This window comes from Azospirillum brasilense, from assembly GCF_005222205.1.
Taxonomy (GTDB): domain Bacteria; phylum Pseudomonadota; class Alphaproteobacteria; order Azospirillales; family Azospirillaceae; genus Azospirillum; species Azospirillum brasilense_G.
On the sequence record NZ_CP032345.1, the window covers coordinates 1,830,051 to 1,845,936 of the forward strand.

Below are 15,886 nucleotides of genomic sequence, written 5' to 3' on the forward strand. Positions count from 1 at the left end.
CCTGCTACGCCGCCTGGACGCTGTTGTCCTTGCGCCGGGACAGCTGCAACTGACCGTCCAGGCACTTCACGTAGGTGGTCTTGCCGGCCTTCAGATTGTCGCAGACGGTGACCAGCGCGCGCGGGATGGCCGCGAATTCCTTCGAGCCGCGCGACTGCGTGTTGTAGGCGGCGAGATGCTGGCGCAGCCCTTCCTTCGATACCGGCTTCCCGTCGTTCCCGATCATGGTCGTCCCCGCGCGTGTGGTCGTCGGTGGCCGAGGCTACGCGGGGACGGTGCCGAACTCAACGCCCCGGACTCAACGACCGCTGTCGTCCGCGGGCTTGCCCCCCGGTTTTCCCCCGTCGCCGGTCCAGTCGTCGGTGATGTAGCGCTGCGCGTCGCTGATCTTTTCCACCTCGTCGCGGCTCGGCGGCTTGGGCACGCGCGACTGGCCGTTCTCGCGGTCCTGGTCCATGGGTCCTCCATCGCTTTGCCAGTGATGTGGACGGAAGGGTGGGATCGGCAAGCCCATCCCGGACAGGGGCGCGGACCGGGTTAAGGCGTTCGCGTTCGATCGCGGGGGCCGCTATGACCGCCGCCCGCTTGACAGGCGAACCCGCGCCGCCGGATCATCCGGCCGTTAACCGCTAAGAATTCCAAAGAGAATTCGCCCCGTCCGGGGTCGTTCCGGGATCACGCAGGGAGTATGGGAACCATGAACACGCTTGCGCGCCGTCTGGCCGGCGCCGCCCTTCTGTCCGCCGGTCTTTCCTTCGGTCTCGCGGCCACGCCGGTCCTGGCCGACACGCCGAAGGACACGCTGGTCATGGCCTGGCAGTTCGACGACATCGTGACGCTCGATCCCGGCGAGATCTTCGAGCTGTCGGGGGCCGAATACGGCGCCCAGGTCTATGACCGGCTGATCCGCTTCGACGTCAACGACGTCAGCAAGATTTACGGGCAGGTGGCGGAAAGCTGGACCGTCTCCGACGACGGCAAGACCTTCACCTTCACCATCCGCGACGGGATCAAGTTCCACTCCGGCAACCCGCTGACGGCGGAGGACGTGGCCTACTCGCTCCAGCGCGCCGTGAAGATGAACAAGGGGCCGGCCTTCATCCTGACCCAGTTCGGCCTGACGCCGGAGAACGTCGACCAGAAGGTCCGCGCGACCAACCCGCGCACCCTGGTCTTCGAGACGGACAAGACCTACGCCCCGACCTTCGTGCTCTATTGCCTGACCGCCGACGTCTCCGGCGTGGTCGATTCCAAGCTGGTCAAGAGCAAGGAGGTCAACGGCGACTTCGGCGCTGTCTTCCTGAAGGCCAACTCCGCGGGGTCCGGTCCCTTCGTGCTGCGCCAGTGGAAGGCCAGCGAGCTTCTGTCGCTGGAGGCCAACGCCAATTACTGGGGCGGTGCGCCGGCGGTGAAGCGCGTGCTGATCCGCCACATCGCCGAGCCGGCGACCCAGCGCCTGCTGCTGGAGAAGGGCGACGTCGACGTGGCCCGCAACCTGAAGCCGGAGCAGTTCGAGCCGCTGCGCGGCAACGACAAGATCCGCATCGTCCAGGCGCCCAAGGGCACGCTCTACTATTTCGGCCTGAACCAGAAGAACGAGGTGCTGGCCAAGCCCGACGTGCGCAAGGCCTTCAAATACGCCGTGGACTACGACGGCATGGCGAAGACCATCATGAACGGTCTCGGCACCGTCCATCAGGCCTTCCTGCCCAAGGGCTTCCTCGGCGCGCTGGAGGAGAACCCGTACACGTACGACCCGGCCAAGGCGAAGGAGCTGCTTCGCCAAGCCGGCTATCCGGACGGCATCACGGTGACCATGGACGTCCGCAACACCTCGCCCAGCATGGACATGGCCCAGGCCATCCAGGGCAGCGCGGCGGCGGCGGGCATCAAGATCAACCTGCTGCCGGCGGACGGCAAGCAGGTGGTCACCAAGTACCGCGCCCGCAACCACGAGGCGCTGCTCTACCAGTGGGGTGCCGACTACCAGGACCCGAACACCAACGCCGACACCTTCGCCGCCAACCCGGACAACGCCGACGACGCCAAGGCCAAGCCGCTGTCCTGGCGCAACGCCTGGGACATCCCCGAGCTGACCAAGAAGACCGCCGCCGCGGTCGAGGAGCGCGACACCGCCAAGCGCGCCGCGATGTACCAGGAGCTTCAGCGCGAGGTGCTGGAGACTTCGCCCTTCGTCATCATGTTCCAGCAGACCGAGGTGATCGCGGAGCGCAGCAACGTCGAGGGGCTGGTCTGGGGGCCGAGCTTCGACAGCAACTACTACTGGAAGGTCAGCAAGAAGTAAGGGACGCTGTTTGATTCCCTCTCCCGTCCCGGGAGAGGGAGGCGCCGGAGGCGCCGGGTGAGGGTCGTGCAAGGAGCGAGGCGCTGATCCTCGGCGGTACCCTCACCCTTCCCGTGCTTTGCACGGGTCCCTTCCCTCTCCCGGGGCGGGAGAGGGACTTCGAACTCAAGTCGGGTGAAACTTGGCCGCTATCTTGAAACGACCGGGGATGCCGGGGCGGCGTCATGCGATTCGCGGAGCGGGCTTGCTCGTCTCGGTGGCGCTGACCGTCCTCGGCCTCCTGCTCGTCACCTTCCTGATCGGGCGCGTGGTGCCGATCGACCCGGTGATCTCCGTGGTCGGCGACCGCGTGTCCGCCGACACCTACGCCCGCGTCCGGCAGGAGCTGGGGCTGGACCTGCCGCTGTGGCAGCAGTTCCTGCGCTACGTCGGCGACGTGATCCAGGGCGATTTCGGCACGTCCGTGCTCACCTCCCGCCCGGTGCTGGAGGACATCCTGCGCGTTTTCCCGGCGACGCTGGAGCTGGCTACCGCCGCGCTGATCGTCGGCGTGCTGCTGGGCATCCCGGCGGGGGTGATGGCCGCCGTCCATCGCGGGCGCTGGCCGGACCATCTGATCCGGGTGATCGGGCTGATCGGCCATTCCATCCCGATCTTCTGGCTGGGGCTGATGGCGCTGCTGGTCTTCTACGCGCGGCTCGACTGGGCGCCGGGGCCGGGGCGGGTGGACGTCTTCTACGAGGGGCTGGTCGATCCGGTGACCGGGGTCATCACGGCGGACGCCCTGCTGGCCGGCGAGACCGACGTGTTCTGGAACGCGCTGCACCATCTGGTGCTGCCGGCGGGCATCCTCGGCCTCTACAGCGTGGCCTACATCGCGCGCATGACGCGCAGCTTCATGCTGGACCAGCTCCGCCAGGAATACATCACGACGGCCCGCGTCAAGGGCATGTCGGAGGCGCGGGTGATCTGGCGCCACGCGCTGGGCAACATCGCGGTGCCGCTGACGACCGTGGTGGCGCTGTCCTACGCCTCGCTGCTGGAAGGGTCGGTGCTGACGGAGACGGTGTTCGCCTGGCCGGGGCTGGGGCTCTACATCACCAACTCGCTGCTGTCGGCCGACATGAACGCGGTGCTGGGCGGCACGCTGGTGGTGGGGGCGGTCTTCATCGGCCTGAACCTGCTGTCCGACCTGCTCTATCGTCTGCTGGATCCCCGTGCGAGATGAGGGTGGCGCGATGACCGCACAGACGCATGCGACCGAAAGCGGGCTGCGGGCATGGCTGACCGCGGAGACGCCGCAGTCCCGCGGGCAGGCCCGGCTGGGCCGGGTCTATCTGGGCTGGTTGGCCTTCGCGCGAAACCGGCTGGCCATGATCGGGCTGGGCATCGTGCTGCTGCTGGTGCTGATGGCGGCGCTGGCCCCGCTGCTCGCCCCCTACGATCCCTACGCGCAGGACCTGTCGCAGCGGCTGCTGCCGCCCAGCGCGGCGCACTGGCTGGGCACCGACGCCTTCGGGCGGGACATCCTGTCGCGCATCCTCTACGGCTCCCGCCTGACGCTGATGATCGTGGCGCTGGTCGCGGTGACGGCGCCGGTGGCCGGGCTGCTGATCGGGACGGTGGCGGGCTATCTCGGCGGCTGGGTGGACGCGGTCCTGATGCGCGTCACCGACATCTTCCTGGCCTTTCCCAAGCTGATCCTGGCGCTGGCCTTCGTCTCGGCGCTGGGGCCGGGCATCGAGAACGCCATCATCGCCATCGCGATCACCAGCTGGCCGCCCTACGCCCGCATCGCGCGGGCCGAGACGATCACCATCCGCAAGAGCGACTTCATCAGCGCCGCGCGGCTCCAGGGCGCCTCGACGCCGCGGATCATCCTCGGCCATGTGGTGCCGCTCTGCTCCTCCTCGCTGATCGTGCGGGTGACGCTGGACATGGCGGGGATCATCCTGACGGCGGCGGGGCTGGGCTTCCTCGGCCTCGGCGCGCAGCCGCCCGCCCCGGAATGGGGCGCGATGATCGCCACCGGGCGGCAGTATGTGCTGGAGCAGTGGTGGGTCGCCACCATGCCCGGCATCGCCATCTTCGTGGTCAGCCTGGGCTTCAACCTGCTGGGCGACGGCCTGCGCGACGTTCTGGACCCGAAAGGCCAATGAGCGAGACACCTCTGCTGGAGGTCGAGAACCTCCGCATCTCCTTCCCCACCCGGACGGGCGTGACGCAGGCGGTGCGCGGCGTCTCCTTCACCGTCGGGCGGGAAAAGCTGGGCATCGTCGGCGAGTCCGGCTCCGGCAAATCGATGACCGGGCGGGCCATCCTGCGGCTGGTCCCGCCGCCCGGAATCGTGACCGCCGACCGGCTGAGCTTCCAGGGCGAGGACCTGCTGACCCTGCCGGAGAAGCGGCTGCGCGGCATCCGCGGGCGCCGCATCTCCATGGTCATGCAGGACCCGAAATTCTCGCTGAACCCGGTGATGACCATCGGCGCCCAGATCGCCGAGGCCTACCGCGTCCATTCCAGCGCCGGCACGGCGGAGGCGAAGCGGCGCGCGCTGGAGATGCTGGAGGCCGTGCGCATCCGCAACCCGGAGCGGGTCTACGGCCTCTACCCGCACGAGGTGTCGGGCGGCATGGGCCAGCGCATCATGATCGCCATGATGCTGATCCCCAACCCCGACCTGCTGATCGCCGACGAGCCGACCTCGGCGCTCGACGTGACGGTGCAGATGCAGGTGCTGGCGATCATGGACGAGCTGTGCTCCAGCCGCGGCATGGGGATGATCTTCGTCAGCCACGACCTGAACCTGGTGGCGTCCTTCTGTGACCGCATCCTGATCATGTACGCCGGCCGGGTGGTCGAGACCTGCCGCGCGTCGGAGCTGCACGCGGCGAAGCATCCCTACACGCGCGGCCTGCTCGACAGCCTGCCGCGCCTGGACGACACGCGGGCGGAGCTGCCGGTGCTGGCGCGCGACCCGTCCTGGCTGGAGGGTGTTTCTCCCTCTCCCCCCGGGGAGAGGGGCGGGGTGAGGGGGCGCCGGCATCGCCGGAAGGTTCGGGAAAAGCGCACCCCCCTCACCCTAACCCTCTCCCCGGGGGGAGAGGGGACATGGTCCGGTGGAGGGCGGGCGATGATCGACGTCAAGGATCTGCGCGTCACCTTCGGCCATGGCGCCGACGCGGTGGCCGCCGTGCAGGGGGTGTCCTTCGCCGTGCGGGAGGGCGAGAGCTTCGGGCTGGTCGGCGAATCGGGCTCGGGCAAGTCCACCGTGCTGCGCGCCGTGGTCGGGCTGAACCACGACTGGACCGGCTCCATCGCCGTGGCCGGCGCCGCGCAAAGCCGCCGGCGGGAGAAGGGCTTCTTCAAGTCCTGCCAGATGGTCTTCCAGGACCCCTACGGCTCGCTGCACCCGCGCCACACCATCGACCGCATCCTGGCCGAGCCCATCGCCATCCATGGCTTGCGCGACGCCGACGCGCGGATCGACCGGGTGCTGCGCGACGTCGGGCTGGGGCCGCAGTTCCGTTTCCGCTACCCGCACCAGCTCTCCGGCGGGCAGCGCCAGCGCGTCGCCATCGCCCGCGCCCTGGTGCTGGAGCCGCGCGTGCTGCTGCTGGACGAACCGACCTCGGCGCTCGACGTCTCGGTGCAGGCGGAAATCCTCAACCTGCTGAAGCGGCTGCGGGCGGAGCACGCGCTGACCTACGTGCTGGTCAGCCACAATCTGGCGGTGGTCGCCACCATGTGCGACCGGCTGGCCGTGATGAACCGCGGCCGCATCGTCGAGGAGATGGACGTGGACTCGCTGCGCCGGGGGGCGGCGCGGGAGGACTACACGCGCCAGCTCCTGCGCGCCAGCCAGGGCTACGACCGCGCGGCGGCGGACAGCTTCAAGGACTTCGCGTAGGCGCTCAGTCAGCCTCGGGGGGCGCGGCGGGGCGGGTGGACAGCGCGTCGGCCCGGGCCTGGAGCTTGGCGAGCAGGCCGTCGAGCTGGCCCATCTCCTCCTCCGTCAGCGCGCCGGTCAGCTCCCGCTCGTAGGCGAGCGCGAGGGGGACGATCTCCGTGTAGATCGCCAGCGCCTTGGGCGTCAGGGTGAGCTGCGCCTTGCGGCGGTCGGTGGCGCCCGATTCGCGCAGGATCAGCGCCGAATCGAGCATCCGGCTGATCGCCCGGCTGACCTGCACCTTGTCCATGGCGGTGCGCTGGGCGATCTCGCCCGCGCTCAGCGTCTCGCCGCCGCCCAACACGGCGATGACCCGCCATTCCGGGATGGTGATGCCGAATCGCTTCTCATACAGCTTCGCCACCGTGTGGCTGACCGTGTTGGACAGCACCGACAGGCGGTAGGGCAGGAAGCGGGTCAGATGCAGCAGCGGCGCGGCGGGATCGGCGTCGGAGCGCTTGCGGCGAGGGGAGGCCATGGGGTGTCGCGCCTTATCGGAATGCGGGAACCGGTGCCGGCTTCCCCATCCTGCCCCGGAAATTGGCGGACGCAACCGTTTCAGGTAAAATTTTTCAGCCGCCGGGAATTCGCCGGACAGGCCTCAGCGGTTGACGATCAGCGCCACGCCCAGCACCGCGACGATGGCGCCCGCCCAGGCTCCGGCCCCCGGGCGCTGGCGGGTCCAGACCCACAGCATCGGCAGGATCAGCACCGGGCTGGTGGCCGACAGGGTGGCGACCACCCCGGCGTTGCCGTGGGCCAGCCCGATCAGCAGCAGAGTCATGCCCAGCCCCAGCCCGATGAAGCCGTTCACCACCACCTGGGCGAAGATGCGCGGCGTCAGGCCGGGGCCGAAGCCGAGGCGCTGGCCGGGCAGCAGCCCGCCCGCGAACAACAGCAGCCCCGACGTGCCGACGCGCACCGCCGCCGCCGCGATGGGGTCGGCGCCCGCCGCCATCACCGGCCGGGCGATGACCGAACCGGCGGCCTGGCAGACGGCGGCGATCAGGCAGGCGCCGACGCCGATCAGCAGGCGCCCCCGCACCGACTCCCAGTCATGGGGGGCGGTGCCGGTGCCGTTCGGGACCGGGCTGGCGCGGAAGAAGATCGCCAGCATCACCCCGGCGGTGACGAGCGCGATGCCGACCGCCGTCCACGGCCCCAGCGCCTCCCCCAACACCGCCCAGGCGAGCAGCGCGGTGATCGGCGCGTTGGTGGCGTAGATGACCGAGTTGCGGCGCGGCCCGATGCGCCCGAGCGCCCAGAACAGCGCGGTGTCGCCCATCACGATGCCGACCGCGCCGGACAGCGCCAGGATCGCCGCGCCCTGAAGGTCGAGCGTCTGCCAGCCGCCGAGCAGCGTCGTGGCCAGCGCCGTGCCGACAAAGACGATGCTCATGCGCAGGCGGTTGAAGGCGACCGAGCCGATGGCCCGCACCGGGCCGATGGCGATCAGCCCGCTGGCCGCCCAGCAGAGCGCGGCCCCCAGGGCGGCGAGGTTGGCGGTCAGCATGACGGGAGCTTCGCAAGGGCGGGGTGGGGCGCAGGGCGGGGCGCGGAGTGGGGCATCGTGCCGGCACCCTATCCGGAACCCGGCCGCGGCGGTAGTCCGGCAGTAGTGCGGCGGTGGTATGGCGGGGGTGTGGGCGGGGGGCGCCTACTGCACCACGATCCGCCGCACCACGGCCTTGGTGGCGCGGGCCAGATCCGCCGGAGCCAGGGCGATCTGCAGGCCGCGGCGCCCGCCGTTGACGACCATCTCCGGCAGGCCCTCGGCGCTGGAATCGATGAAGGTGGGCAGGGCCTTGCGCTGGCCCAGCGGGCTGATGCCGCCGACCATGTAGCCGGTGGTGCGCTCCGCCAGCGCGGGGTCGGCGAGATCAGCCTTCTTGGCCCCCGCGGCGGCGGCCAGAGCCTTCAGGTCCAGCTTCGCCGCGACCGGGATGACGACGCAGGCCAGCGCCTTCGGCTCCAGCTGGACGATCAGCGTCTTGTAGACGACCGCCGGGTCCAGCCCCATGGCCGCCGCGGCGTGCAGGCCGATGGCGTCCGCCGAGGGGTCGTACTCATACTCCATCAGGCGGTGGGCAATCCCCGCCGCCTTCGCCGCGTTCACCGCCGGTGTGACCTTCGCCGCCATATGACCTTGCTCCCCCGGGCGCGGATTCGCCCTTGCGCGCCGGGAGCTTAGCAGACCGTTCAAGCGAGGGGGAGGGGGGGGCGGAGGGACGGGCACGCTGCCGCGGTGCACCCCTTTCGACGACGCAATTTTGCCCAAATTGCGCCCGTGTTCATGCCAACGCGCCTTGGACAGACGGGCCGCCTGCCGCGATTCTGACCGCCGGCCCGCGTCCCGGTCGGAGAGTTGGAGAATCATGGTTCCACGCACGCTGCTTGTCGTCGATGACGATCCCACCCTGGAAGGCCGGGTCCGGGACGCCTTGCCGGTGTGCCGGATCGTCGCTGCGGGCGGCGTGGCGGACGCGCTGGAGGCGGTGCGGACGCACCGGCCGCCGGTGGTGGCCCTGTCGGTCGATCTGGCGCATCTCGCGGAATCGCCGAACGGAAGCGGCGACGGGCTGGACGCCCTGTCGCTGATCCTGGGCGAGGCGCCGTCGATCAAGCTCATCGCGCTCGCCCCGCACGACCAGCGGGTGCTGGCGGTGCGCGCGGTGGCCCGCGGCGCCCACGAGGTGTGCGGCAAGCCGATCGATGCGCAAGAGCTGGCCGGGGTGGTGCAGCGCGCCTTCCAGCGCGCCGACCTGGAGCTGGAAGGGCGCCGGCTGGCCAGCGGGGACGCCCCGCCGACCCTGCGCGTCCTGCGCGACGAGACGGAGCGGCGCGCCCTGCTCGACTCGCTGGCCCGCTCCGGCGGCAACCTGTCGGCGACGGCGCGCCTGCTCGGAGTCAGCCGCCCGACGCTCTACAGCCTGCTGCGCCAGCACGGCATCCGCGCGGATTAGCGTGGGCTTGGCTCATTCCGCGCGCGAGCCGGGGTTGCCGATCATCGAGAGGAACTCGCGCCGGGTCGACGGGTCGCTGCGGAAGGCGCCAAGCATCCGGCTGGTCACCATGGTGACCCCGGTCTTGTGCACGCCGCGGGTCGTCATGCACTGGTGCTGCGCTTCGATCACCACGGCGACCCCTTCGGGCTGGAGCACCTGATCGATGGCGTTGGCGATCTGAGCGGTCATCTTCTCCTGGATCTGCAGGCGCTTGGCGTAGGCCTCGACGAGCCGCGCCAGCTTGGAGATGCCGACGACGCGCTGGCGGGGCAGGTAGGCCACATGCGCCTTGCCGATGATCGGCACCATGTGGTGCTCGCAATAGGATTCCAGCCGGATGTCGCGCAGGACGACCATTTCGTCGTAGCCGTCGGTCTCCTCGAAGGTGCGCTTGAGGATGTCCTCGGGATCGACGGCGTAACCGGCGAAGAACTCCTCGTAGGAGCGGACCACCCGGTCCGGCGTGCCGAGCAGACCCTCGCGCGACGGGTCGTCACCGGCCCAGCGGATGAGCGTGCGGACGGCCTCCTCGGCTTCGGCGCGGGTGGGGCGCTCGGTTGCGCCGTTGCTGATGTCGGCCGGATGGCCGGGGCCGCGGAGGATGTTGTCGGCGTGCGGGGTCTTGGAAGCCGTCACGGGGCGAAGCCTTTCGATTTCCTGGTCCAACAGGTCCTGGTCACACGAGGGCCGGCGCAGGGCATCCAATGCCGGAGCCGGCTGGTCAGGTATGGATACGGTCCGCCGCCTGCCTGGATCACCGGGATTTTCGAAAAAATTCGGCAGGCAGCGGAGAGGAGTATGGCGCAAGTGGGTTCGGACGCCCCACAATCAAGGCGCCGGATTCAGCCTTTCGGTCCGCCTTGCGGCGATTGGCTGCACGCGCCGGGCGGACGGCGTCAGTTCAGCTGGCGGGGCTGGTGCGGGCTGTCCAGCGAGAAGGCGGGGACCGCCACGTCGAAGGCCTCGCCGCCGCCAGTCTCGAACCGGTAGGAACCGACCATGATGCCGGACGGCGTGGGAAGCGGCGTTCCGCTGGTGTATTCGAAGCTTCCGCCGGGCTCCAGCACCGGCTGTTCGCCCACCACGCCCGGCCCGCGGACCTCCTGAACGCGCCCCAGCGCGTCGGTGATGTGCCAATAGCGTGTGCGCAGCCGGACGGTTTCCTGGCCTTCGTTCTCGATCCGGACATGGTAGGCCCAGACATAGCGGCTTTCGGCGGGCATGGACTGCTCTTCAAGAAAGACCGGCTGGACGGTGACGCGGATCGCGCGGGTGACTTTCGTGTACATGGCGGCACTCCCGGCCCAGAGAATAGTGGTGGGGGAAAGCGCCTGTCCAGTGGTGGAGCGGATGATTCCCCCTCCGGACGCTCCGATGCGGCGGGAGGGGAGTTCCGGCGATGCATGGAGGACACACCGGGAAGCCATGCGCAACGGGCCGGTTCCGGCCCTTTCACGATCGCTTGAACCCCCTGTCCGCTGGTGTTATATGCGAGGTCCCTGCAACGGCCGAAGAGCCTTGCCCATGTCTCGTCCGCACAGCATCAGCATCCGACGACGACGCCACGCCGCGCTGCGCGCGGTTGCGGCCGTCCTTGGGTCGCGTGCGGACGCTTCGGGTTTCCGCCGGCACTGATCCGGCGCTCCCCCGGCGCGGCGGCGCGGTCCGCCTCCGACCACAGTCCTTTTGCCGGGAAGCCCCTGACATGATGATCTCCCTGGAAGAGCCGCGGCACGACGCGGCGATCGAAGCCCTGCTCGACCGGTCCTTCGGCCCGGATCGTTTCAAGAAGACCGCCTACAAGCTGCGGGAGGGCGTCGCCCCGATCCCGGAGCTCGGCTTCGTCGCCATCGAGCATGACGAGCTGGGCAACGAGATCCTGGAGGGCACGATCCGCTATTGGCCGGTGACCATCGGCGGCACGGTGCCGGCGCTCCTGCTCGGCCCGATCGCCGTGTCGGACCGGCTGCAGGGTGGCGGGCTCGGCAGCAAGCTGATCCGGATGAGCCTGAACAAGGCGGCGGCGCTCGGTCACCGGGCGGTGATCCTGGTCGGTGACGCCCCCTATTACGCGCGGTTCGGCTTCTCGCGGGAGCTGACGCTGGACATGGCCCTGCCGGGCCCGGTGGATCTCGACCGCTTCCTGGGCCTGGAACTTGTGCCGGGCGCTCTGGCCGGCGCCGCCGGCATGGTGACGGTCCCGGCGACGGACGAGGGTTATGGAGTGCCCGCGAACGAGGACGTGCGGCCGGCGGCCGGCGGCACCGCCTTGTTTCCGCGGCTGATCTCGCCGCTGGCGTCGGTTTTCGCCGCGTCCCCGCGGGAACTTGCCGAATCCCGCCTGTGGCATGCTCGAACCGCTTGAAAGCGGCGAAAGCGTCGCCTATAAACATGCGGCGCGCGGGTGTAGCTCAATGGTAGAGCAGAAGCTTCCCAAGCTTACGACGAGGGTTCGATTCCCTTCACCCGCTCCATGAATTTTGACTTTTTGGGACACGGTGGGACACAATCAAGGGACAACAGCCCTTGATGTCGTCCCATGGCAACAATTGAAAAAAGTGGTCCCTTCCAGTTTCGCGTCAAAGTTCGCCGCAACGGTGTCTCCGAAACTCGCACCTTCGAATCAAAACGCGAGGCCGACGAGTGGGCGCGCGTCATGGAAGGTCGCATAACCGGCGATGATTACCAAGACAGTCGTTTGGCAAAAAAGACGACGTTGGTTGACGCCTGCGATTGGTTTGAAAAAAATCTTGACAAAAGCAAGCCTGACTTCCGCAACAAGTTGAGCAAGCTCAAGTATTGGCGCGAATCTGAATTCAATTTCTGGTCAATAGCAAGCATCCGACCCGCTCATTTGATCCAGTGGCGCCGCATCGTCCTCGATGAAGACAACGCCGACTGCGGTGAGGTTGCCGGGCCAGAAGCCGAGGTTGGACCACAGACCGTAGTCCACCGGCTCAATGTGCTGGCGCAAGTCTACCAGCATTGGTCGCTGGCCCATGATCAAGTTGTCAGTTGCCCTGTAACCAAGGGCGTCCGTCCCAGCCTACCAGACGGGCGGAACCGGCGGCTGGACCCTCATTCTGACGAGCATGGCCAAGACGAGGAGGCACGCCTTCTTGCCGCTGCGGCGAAGTCTTCGCGTCCATGGCTTGTTGCTGCCATCATCATTGCCATTGAAACGAGCATGCGGCAGGCTGAACTCGCTGGCCTTACGTGGGGTCGCGTCAATCTGTCCGCTCAATACCCATACTGCGACTTGCCGATGACCAAGAACGGGAAGCCTCGCCGTGTGCCGTTGTCAACACGAGCGGTTCATGCGTTTCAGTCACTCCTACCGGAAGGTGTTGCGGGCGCGTTGGGTAAACGTGCCGTGTTTCCTGTCGAGACAGGGCGAGGAATCGCTCACGCCTTCCGTGATGCCGTAAGCGATGAGGCATTCCCCGACCTGCGATGGCATGACCTCCGGCACGAGGCGGTGTCGCGGCTCTTTGAACTCACCGACTTACGCGACACGGAAATCATGGCGATTACCGGGCATCTTCGCCCCGAAATGCTCGCCCGATACACACATCTTCGGGCAGACCGACTCGGTAGCCGCTTGCCCGGCGGTGCGATGAACCCAATGAGCCAGTTCGCTGGGGCGCCGTAATCAACCACCACACGGCCGCTGACACCACCCCTCGTTCGGGTGGCGATGATGACAAACAGGCCGCCGGGTAGACGCCCGGCGGCCTGTTGTCGTTTCGGTCTGGGGCGACCGGGAAAGACACCCGAACTCGGATTTACCCACCACTAAATAGCTGATGGTTCAGACAATCATCATCCCGCGCCGGGCGCCGCGCATGACGCGGGACGAGATGTCGGCGGCGGCTGAGCGGCAGGCCGAGGTGATTGTGGCGTTGCGGTCGTTCGGTCGGGAGGACGTAGCTGATCGGTTGGCATGCTGCATTAGCGCACACATGGCTCGTCGCGGCGATCCGGCGGCGGCCCGGACATGGCCTTGGCGTTGTAAGTCGGCGGGGTGCTGCTGGTGCAGTAGAACACATCAGCACCGGGCGTGGCGTGCAGCCTTGCGGTGGGGCCGTGGGCTGGTGCAGCGCAGCTTGGTCGTGATTCCGCTACCCCATCCGCCCGGCGGCTTGCGGAATGCCGCGAAGACACTGCGAAGATCGCTTCGCGATGTTCGCGATGGGGAAGCGGCCAAGTCCCGCAGGTGGCTGGACGTGGGGTTCGGCGGGGTGGTGATCAGCGATTCGGCTTGGCTGGTTGCGCTCCATGACCGGCTGGACCGACAGGAAGTCACGCGGGTGGTGCGGCGCCGGTGGGGTTCGGCGCAGGTGGGTGCGGACATGCCCGCGCACGTGCCGTTCGAGTTCACCACCGCCGACCTCGTAGAATTGGCGCTGGCACGTCGCGGTGCTGCCGAACCCACCAAAATTACTGTGGGCCTTCGTAAAGTCGAGTTCGGCCAACAACACCAGAAAGACGCGGGTAGGTCGGTGGTGGATGAGCCCATGCCGTTCATCTGGTGAATTCTGTCTAGGTAACCACGTGTCGCTTGGCGCGACACGTGCCGTCCGCGCCTGCGGTTTCTGGCGGTCTTCGCTCGCGTTCCGCTCGCTTCATCCGCAGAAACCTTGCCGCGTTCGTCTTCCGGCGAACTTTCATCTTGAAGAATCATTTGATCCGGCTTTCACCCTAGATTGATGTTGCATTCTCTCCCCCACACTCCGCGACACGTGTGCGCGATGGTGAGGGGAGATGAACGCGAACCTTTCACCCTGAGTTGCCCCGGAGGGAGGTTGCCCCATTAGCGGCGTGCTCGCGTCTCCGCGATTGCTGGCGGCTTCCCGCAGACCAGCATGCACCGCCCTATCCCGGCCACGGGTATGGTCATGGACGAGGGGATTGCTCCCGACCTTCCGTGTTGTGCCAAGCGGTTATGAATGGAAAATTCAAGCTCGTGCGGTCAGCAATGGGGGGACCGAGCCGCACGCGGACAGGTGTCAAAGCCAAGACACGACTGTCCTCATTGAAAAGTGCCTTTCGCGGATCGTGTCCGCCGAGCGGCAGTTGCGTTCCGACCCGCGTTGTGGGGGTCGAAGTCCGGCTCGTTGGTCGCTCTACCGCGCGGATCGGTCGTGCCGTGAGGCTCCAACTGGCGCTTTGGGGCGGAGTCACCCCGACTAACTCCTGAGCGAATTATGTAAAACTGAAACTACCGACTGCTACACTTCCGCGTTGTCGCCGAGGGCGTTGGTGAGCCAGTCGCGAAGCTCAACGCGACAGGCCCCGTCCGCACGCGGACGAACATTCTGGTCTACCGTCCATAGGATGTGAGAATTCGTTTTATTCATCTCAAAGTTGTCGTTGTAAACGGCATCGAAATCGCAACGCCACGTCTGGCCGATGAAAACGTAGCGGTATACCACCTTGCTGGCTGCCGCCGACATCAATCGGGCGTTGATAGCGACCCCGGAAATCGTCCACGAGGCGGCGTCGCCGATTGGTGTCAAACTCCGCGACACCAACTCCTTCATCAGCAAATTGTTATCTACGCCGATGGCGTCCCAGACCGCATTCTCGCGCTCGCCGAGATTCACATTTTGTCCTGCCAATTCCTTCAAGCTCACTTCACCGTTACTCCAGAATTTTACAACACTCTGACCTTGGTCAGCTAAATCTATTTAGTATGACCGCAGATTTTGACCAAGAAAAGGAGCAAAAAACATGAATTTCGACCTTCGCCGAGCTTATGCGGTGCTTCGCGGCACTGGCGCTGTTAGTTCGATGACGCAACTCGACGAGTGGCTGGGCCAGCGTCCCGGATATTTGTGGCGCGGCGGGCCGACCGTGAGCCGCAAGGCCGCACTGCCCGCCCTGATGCGCCTCGCCAAGCGGCTGGACTCGCTGACCGGCGCCGTCGAGCGGGTGCCCGCCGTTCGCGATCTTCGCGCGGCGCTTGCTGCCGAAATCGCGCATCGGGTGACGCACGATGTCCGCTGATGAGCTTGGGCTTGGCACCGACGAGTTCGTCGAACGGGTGTTGACGCTGGTCGAGGCGGACGGAAGCGCCGCCCCGGCGAAGGGCGCGGAGCGTCGGCGGGTCGCCCTGGAGCGCCGCAACAAAGCGATGGCGGCCACCACCAAGGCCGCGCAGTCGGTGGCGGCCAGCGATGCGCCCGCGTCGCTGAAATCGGCCAAGCTCGCTGTGCAGAACGCCCGGCGCCGCGAGGCCGACGCGGTTTACCGCGCGGCCATCGCCGAGGGCGATGACTCGTGGAAGGTCGTCATCCGCGAGGCCGCCGAGCGGGTCGGCATGACCGTCGTAATTCCGCCCCGGCCCGGCGAGGTGGAGCATTACGGAGCGAAGGGTGAATTGGTTGGTCGGTCCAAACGAGTTGGCAATAAAATTACCCATTACACGGCGGATGGGCGAGCGGTGGGGACCACCACCTTGTCAGGTCGGAAGCTATTCAGCCGGTCGGTGACCGGGGCGGCCACGGGCAAACACATCATTCGGAACTGATGAAGGTCGCGCCACACCCGGTTTTGGGCATGCCCAACACCATGGAAGCAAGGCTGTAGGATGGGTGGGCGGGTGGCGTGAGCCACACCGTCTTC

Annotated in this window: 18 protein-coding genes and 1 tRNA gene; 11 read left to right on the top strand and 8 right to left on the bottom strand. The window is 67.4% G+C overall.

The window, feature by feature from the left end; translation table 11 throughout:
* Positions 1 to 4 precede the first annotated feature (4 nt).
* Complete coding sequence (locus tag D3869_RS08860) at positions 5 to 226, bottom strand: hypothetical protein (protein ID WP_014239111.1); 222 nt, start codon at positions 224 to 226, stop codon at positions 5 to 7.
* 72 nt (positions 227 to 298) lie between these two features.
* The gene (locus D3869_RS33030; RefSeq protein ID WP_175426428.1) at positions 299 to 457 is read right to left on the bottom strand and encodes a hypothetical protein; all 159 of its coding nucleotides are present in this window, start codon (positions 455 to 457) and stop codon (positions 299 to 301) included.
* A 240-nt stretch (positions 458 to 697) separates the two neighbouring features.
* Between D3869_RS33030 and D3869_RS08865 the strand changes: the two genes are divergently transcribed.
* The 4 genes from D3869_RS08865 (at position 698) to D3869_RS33660 (ending at position 6,215) form a co-directional block, all read left to right on the top strand.
* On the top strand, positions 698 to 2,305 hold the full coding sequence (locus D3869_RS08865) for an ABC transporter substrate-binding protein (protein WP_137139739.1): 1,608 nt from the start codon (positions 698 to 700) through the stop codon (positions 2,303 to 2,305).
* 208 nt (positions 2,306 to 2,513) lie between these two features.
* Positions 2,514 to 3,533 (top strand): ABC transporter permease, encoded by a 1,020-nt coding sequence (locus D3869_RS08870; protein WP_137139740.1) that lies wholly within the window; start codon positions 2,514 to 2,516, stop codon positions 3,531 to 3,533.
* A gap of 10 nt (positions 3,534 to 3,543) precedes the next feature.
* A complete protein-coding gene (gene nikC, locus D3869_RS08875; RefSeq protein WP_137139741.1) occupies positions 3,544 to 4,464 on the top strand; it encodes a nickel transporter permease in 921 nt (306 codons plus the stop codon).
* Entirely contained in the window at positions 4,461 to 6,215 is a 1,755-nt protein-coding gene (locus D3869_RS33660; protein WP_247895600.1) for a dipeptide ABC transporter ATP-binding protein, read from the top strand. The genes nikC and D3869_RS33660 overlap by 4 nt, the downstream gene beginning before the upstream one ends.
* A gap of 4 nt (positions 6,216 to 6,219) precedes the next feature.
* Here the strand turns inward: D3869_RS33660 and D3869_RS08890 are convergent, their stop codons facing one another.
* The 3 genes from D3869_RS08890 to ybaK all read right to left on the bottom strand — a co-directional run bounded on the left by D3869_RS08890 (position 6,220) and on the right by ybaK (position 8,394).
* Positions 6,220 to 6,732 carry a MarR family winged helix-turn-helix transcriptional regulator gene (locus tag D3869_RS08890; RefSeq protein WP_137139742.1) on the bottom strand — a complete coding sequence of 171 codons (513 nt, stop codon included), beginning with the start codon at positions 6,730 to 6,732 and terminating at the stop codon, positions 6,220 to 6,222.
* Between the two features lie 123 nt (positions 6,733 to 6,855).
* On the bottom strand, positions 6,856 to 7,767 hold the full coding sequence (locus D3869_RS08895; protein WP_137139743.1) for a DMT family transporter: 912 nt from the start codon (positions 7,765 to 7,767) through the stop codon (positions 6,856 to 6,858).
* 144 nt (positions 7,768 to 7,911) lie between these two features.
* Positions 7,912 to 8,394, bottom strand: a complete 483-nt coding sequence (gene ybaK / locus D3869_RS08900; protein WP_137139744.1) for a Cys-tRNA(Pro) deacylase — start codon at positions 8,392 to 8,394, stop codon at positions 7,912 to 7,914.
* Positions 8,395 to 8,629: 235 nt separating this feature from the next.
* On the opposite strand from ybaK, the gene D3869_RS33665 reads away from it, so the two are divergent.
* Positions 8,630 to 9,217 carry a response regulator gene (locus D3869_RS33665; RefSeq protein ID WP_137139745.1) on the top strand — a complete coding sequence of 196 codons (588 nt, stop codon included), beginning with the start codon at positions 8,630 to 8,632 and terminating at the stop codon, positions 9,215 to 9,217.
* A 12-nt stretch (positions 9,218 to 9,229) separates the two neighbouring features.
* Here the strand turns inward: D3869_RS33665 and folE are convergent, their stop codons facing one another.
* Positions 9,230 to 9,862: a GTP cyclohydrolase I FolE gene (gene folE / locus D3869_RS08910; protein ID WP_175426483.1), complete on the bottom strand. Its 633-nt coding sequence runs from the start codon at positions 9,860 to 9,862 to the stop codon at positions 9,230 to 9,232.
* Between the two features lie 293 nt (positions 9,863 to 10,155).
* The gene (gene apaG / locus D3869_RS08915; RefSeq protein WP_137139746.1) at positions 10,156 to 10,548 is read right to left on the bottom strand and encodes a Co2+/Mg2+ efflux protein ApaG; all 393 of its coding nucleotides are present in this window, start codon (positions 10,546 to 10,548) and stop codon (positions 10,156 to 10,158) included.
* 416 nt (positions 10,549 to 10,964) lie between these two features.
* Between apaG and D3869_RS08920 the strand changes: the two genes are divergently transcribed.
* From D3869_RS08920 to D3869_RS08935, 4 genes are all read left to right on the top strand, one after another.
* Positions 10,965 to 11,624 carry a GNAT family N-acetyltransferase gene (locus D3869_RS08920; RefSeq protein ID WP_137139747.1) on the top strand — a complete coding sequence of 220 codons (660 nt, stop codon included), beginning with the start codon at positions 10,965 to 10,967 and terminating at the stop codon, positions 11,622 to 11,624.
* A 35-nt stretch (positions 11,625 to 11,659) separates the two neighbouring features.
* Positions 11,660 to 11,733, top strand: a tRNA-Gly gene (locus tag D3869_RS08925).
* A gap of 65 nt (positions 11,734 to 11,798) precedes the next feature.
* Entirely contained in the window at positions 11,799 to 12,911 is a 1,113-nt protein-coding gene (locus tag D3869_RS08930; RefSeq protein ID WP_137139748.1) for a site-specific integrase, read from the top strand.
* Positions 12,912 to 13,353: 442 nt separating this feature from the next.
* Positions 13,354 to 13,794: a hypothetical protein gene (locus tag D3869_RS08935; protein WP_137139749.1), complete on the top strand. Its 441-nt coding sequence runs from the start codon at positions 13,354 to 13,356 to the stop codon at positions 13,792 to 13,794.
* A gap of 696 nt (positions 13,795 to 14,490) precedes the next feature.
* On the opposite strand, the gene D3869_RS08940 is transcribed toward D3869_RS08935, so the two are convergent.
* The gene (locus D3869_RS08940; protein WP_137139750.1) at positions 14,491 to 14,895 is read right to left on the bottom strand and encodes a hypothetical protein; all 405 of its coding nucleotides are present in this window, start codon (positions 14,893 to 14,895) and stop codon (positions 14,491 to 14,493) included.
* Between the two features lie 97 nt (positions 14,896 to 14,992).
* Here D3869_RS08940 and D3869_RS08945 point away from each other — a divergent pair, with 97 nt between their 5' ends.
* Together D3869_RS08945 and D3869_RS08950 are read left to right on the top strand one after the other, a co-directional pair.
* A complete protein-coding gene (locus D3869_RS08945; RefSeq protein ID WP_137139751.1) occupies positions 14,993 to 15,268 on the top strand; it encodes a hypothetical protein in 276 nt (91 codons plus the stop codon).
* Positions 15,258 to 15,791: a hypothetical protein gene (locus D3869_RS08950; RefSeq protein WP_137139752.1), complete on the top strand. Its 534-nt coding sequence runs from the start codon at positions 15,258 to 15,260 to the stop codon at positions 15,789 to 15,791. Before D3869_RS08945 ends, D3869_RS08950 begins: the two co-directional genes overlap by 11 nt.
* Positions 15,792 to 15,886: the final 95 nt, after the last annotated feature.

What these genes read in the sequence shown, in the direction of transcription:
- D3869_RS08870 (WP_137139740.1), top strand. Translation starts at nt 2,514, where the DNA reads ATGCCGGGGCGGCGTCATGCGATTCGCGGAGCGGGCTTGCTCGTCTCG.
- nikC (WP_137139741.1), top strand. Translation starts at nt 3,544, where the DNA reads ATGACCGCACAGACGCATGCGACCGAAAGCGGGCTGCGGGCATGGCTG.
- apaG (WP_137139746.1), bottom strand. Translation starts at nt 10,548, where the DNA reads ATGTACACGAAAGTCACCCGCGCGATCCGCGTCACCGTCCAGCCGGTC.
- D3869_RS08930 (WP_137139748.1), top strand. Translation starts at nt 11,799, where the DNA reads ATGGCAACAATTGAAAAAAGTGGTCCCTTCCAGTTTCGCGTCAAAGTT.
- D3869_RS08865 (WP_137139739.1), top strand. Translation starts at nt 698, where the DNA reads ATGAACACGCTTGCGCGCCGTCTGGCCGGCGCCGCCCTTCTGTCCGCC.
- D3869_RS33665 (WP_137139745.1), top strand. Translation starts at nt 8,630, where the DNA reads ATGGTTCCACGCACGCTGCTTGTCGTCGATGACGATCCCACCCTGGAA.
- D3869_RS08860 (WP_014239111.1), bottom strand. Translation starts at nt 226, where the DNA reads ATGATCGGGAACGACGGGAAGCCGGTATCGAAGGAAGGGCTGCGCCAG.
- D3869_RS08920 (WP_137139747.1), top strand. Translation starts at nt 10,965, where the DNA reads ATGATGATCTCCCTGGAAGAGCCGCGGCACGACGCGGCGATCGAAGCC.
- D3869_RS08950 (WP_137139752.1), top strand. Translation starts at nt 15,258, where the DNA reads ATGTCCGCTGATGAGCTTGGGCTTGGCACCGACGAGTTCGTCGAACGG.
- D3869_RS08895 (WP_137139743.1), bottom strand. Translation starts at nt 7,767, where the DNA reads ATGCTGACCGCCAACCTCGCCGCCCTGGGGGCCGCGCTCTGCTGGGCG.
- D3869_RS08890 (WP_137139742.1), bottom strand. Translation starts at nt 6,732, where the DNA reads ATGGCCTCCCCTCGCCGCAAGCGCTCCGACGCCGATCCCGCCGCGCCG.
- ybaK (WP_137139744.1), bottom strand. Translation starts at nt 8,394, where the DNA reads ATGGCGGCGAAGGTCACACCGGCGGTGAACGCGGCGAAGGCGGCGGGG.
- D3869_RS08945 (WP_137139751.1), top strand. Translation starts at nt 14,993, where the DNA reads ATGAATTTCGACCTTCGCCGAGCTTATGCGGTGCTTCGCGGCACTGGC.
- D3869_RS33030 (WP_175426428.1), bottom strand. Translation starts at nt 457, where the DNA reads ATGGACCAGGACCGCGAGAACGGCCAGTCGCGCGTGCCCAAGCCGCCG.
- D3869_RS33660 (WP_247895600.1), top strand. Translation starts at nt 4,461, where the DNA reads ATGAGCGAGACACCTCTGCTGGAGGTCGAGAACCTCCGCATCTCCTTC.